Source organism: Streptomyces caelestis (assembly GCF_001279005.1).
In the GTDB taxonomy this organism is placed as follows: domain Bacteria; phylum Actinomycetota; class Actinomycetes; order Streptomycetales; family Streptomycetaceae; genus Streptomyces; species Streptomyces heliomycini.
Genome location: NZ_LGCN01000015.1, coordinates 1 through 2,633, shown reverse-complemented (window position 1 = coordinate 2,633; position 2,633 = coordinate 1). Strand labels below are relative to the sequence as shown.

General features: G+C 74.6%; 1 protein-coding gene and 1 pseudogene. Both read left to right on the top strand.

What is annotated here, in order from left to right; genetic code table 11:
• Positions 1–7 precede the first annotated feature (7 nt).
• Positions 8–1,403: pseudogene (locus tag ADK41_RS44165) on the top strand (beta-ketoacyl synthase N-terminal-like domain-containing protein); the annotation flags it as partial.
• 30 nt (positions 1,404–1,433) lie between these two features.
• Positions 1,434–2,633 (top strand): acyltransferase domain-containing protein (locus ADK41_RS44160; protein WP_432422506.1); only part of this gene is annotated, 1,200 nt, incomplete at its 3' end.

Genomic DNA, 2,633 nt, shown 5'->3' with positions numbered 1-2,633 from the left:
CGGCGTGATGGGCAGCGCCGGCCAGGGCAACTACGCGGCGGCCAACGTCTTCCTGGACGCCCTCGCCCAGCAGCGCTCCGCAGCCGGCCTGCCCGCCCTCTCCCTGGCCTGGGGCGCCTGGGCGCAGAGCGCCGGCATGACCGGCACCCTCTCCGACGCCGACATGCAGCGCATCGCCGCCTCCGGAGCCGCCCCGATCCCCGTCGAGCGCGGCCTCGCCCTCTTCGACACCGCCACCGGCTCCGCCGAACCCCTCGTGGTCCCCGTCGGCTCCACCGGCGGCGACCTGCGCGTCCCGGGCGAGGTGCCCCCGCTGCTGCGCAACCTGGTGCGCGGCAGCCGGCGCGCCGCCGCCACCGCCGTCGGCGGCGCGAGCACCGCCGCCGAACTGACGCGCCGCCTGCTGGCCCTCCCCGAGGAGGAGCGCGTCCGCCACCTCGTCGAACTGGTGCGGCTCGAGGCCGCCGCCGTGCTCGGCCACTCCTCGCCCAAGGCCATCGAACCAGGCCGCGAGTTCCGCGAACTCGGCTTCGACTCGCTCACCGCCGTCGAACTGCGCAACCGCCTCACCACCGCCACCGGCCTGCGGCTGACCGCCACCCTCGTCTTCGACTACCCGACCCCGCACGGCCTCGCCGAGCACCTGGTCGCCGAACTCCTGGACGAACACGGCGACCTGGACACCCCCCTGGTGGCCGCCGACGTCGCCGACGACCCGGTGGTCATCGTCGGCATGGCCTGCCGCATGCCCGGCGGCATCACCACCCCCGACGAACTGTGGCGCATGCTCGCCGACGGCGAGGACCGCATCACCGCCTTCCCGACCGACCGCGGCTGGGACCTGGACACCCTGTTCGGCGGAGGCCACGACAACCGGGGCGTCAGCGCCACCCGCCGCGGCGGCTTCCTGCACGACGTGGGCGGCTTCGACGCCGGCTTTCGGGATCTCCCCGCGCGAGGCCCTCGCCATGGACCCGCAGCAGCGGCTCCTCCTGGAGACCTCCTGGGAGGCGTTCGAACGCGCCGGCATCGACCCGCAGAGCCTGCGCGGCAGCGCCACCGGCATCTTCGTGGGCACCACCGGACAGGACTACGCGACCCTGGTGATGACCTCCCGCGAGGACGTCGAGGGCCACGCCAGCACCGGCCTCGCCACCAGCGTCATCTCCGGCCGGGTCTCCTACGCCCTCGGCCTGGAGGGCCCGGCGCTCACCGTCGACACCGCCTGCTCCTCCTCCCTGGTCGCCCTGCACCTCGCCGCCCAGTCCCTGCGCAGCGGGGAGAGCTCCCTCGCCCTCGCGGGCGGCGTCACCGTGCTGTCGACCCCGATGAACTTCTCCGGCTTCACCCGGCAGGGCGGCCTGGCCGGCGACGGCCTGTGCAAGGCGTTCGCGGACGCCGCCGACGGCACCGGCTGGTCCGAGGGCGTCGGCATGCTCGTCCTGGAACGCCTCTCCGACGCCCGCCGCAACGGGCACGAGGTGCTCGCGGTGGTCCGCGGCTCGGCCATCAACCAGGACGGCGCCTCCAACGGCCTGACCGCCCCCAACGGTCCCTCCCAGCAGCGGGTCATCCGCCAGGCCCTGGCGAGCGCCGGGCTCACGCCCGCCGACGTGGACGCCGTCGAGGCGCACGGCACCGGCACGACCCTCGGCGACCCGATCGAGGCACAGGCGCTGCTGGCCACCTACGGCCGCGACCGCGATCCGGAGCGTCCGCTGCTGCTCGGCTCCATCAAGTCGAACATCGGCCACACCCAGGCCGCCGCCGGTGTCGCCGGCGTCATCAAGATGGTGCTCGCCCTGCGCCACGGCGTCCTGCCCCGGACCCTCCATGTCGACCGTCCCTCCACGCACGTCGACTGGGAGGCCGGCGCGGTCCGGCTCCTCACCGAGCCGACCGCGTGGCCGGACACGGACCGGCCGTGGCGTGCCGGTGTGTCGTCCTTCGGCCTCAGCGGCACCAACGCCCACGTCATCCTCGAACAGCCCGAACCGGCCGCGCAGGACCCGGAGCCGGCCACCGAGCCGTCCGTCTCGCCGGTCCTGGTGCCGTGGCCGGTCTCGGCGCGGTCCGAGGACGCCCTGCCGGGACAGATCGACCGGGTGACGTCCTTCGACGCCGGGTCCGTCCTGGACGTGGGCTACTCGCTGGCCTCCGGGCGGTCGGTGTTCGAGCACCGGGCGGTGCTCCTCGCCGCGGTGGACGGCGAACAGCCGGTGGAGGTGGCGCGTGGCCGTGCGGTGGAGCGGTCGCTGGCGGTGCTGTTCTCGGGGCAGGGCGCGCAGCGGGCGGGCATGGGGCGTGAGCTGTATGCCCGGTTCCCGGTGTTCGCGCAGGCGCTGGACGCCGTACTGAACCACTTCGAGGACGAGTTGGACCGCCCGCTGCGGGAGGTGCTGTTCGCCGAGGCGGGCACGCCGGAGGCGGGACTCCTGGACACCACCGGCTACACCCAGCCCGCGCTGTTCGCGGTCGAGGTGGCGTTGTACCGGCTGGTCGAGTCGTGGGGAGTGCGGCCCGACTACGTCGTCGGTCACTCGGTCGGGGAGATCGCGGCCGCGCATGTGGCGGGGGTGCTGTCCCTGGACGACGCCTGCACCCTGGTCGCGGCGCGTGCCCGGCTGATGCAG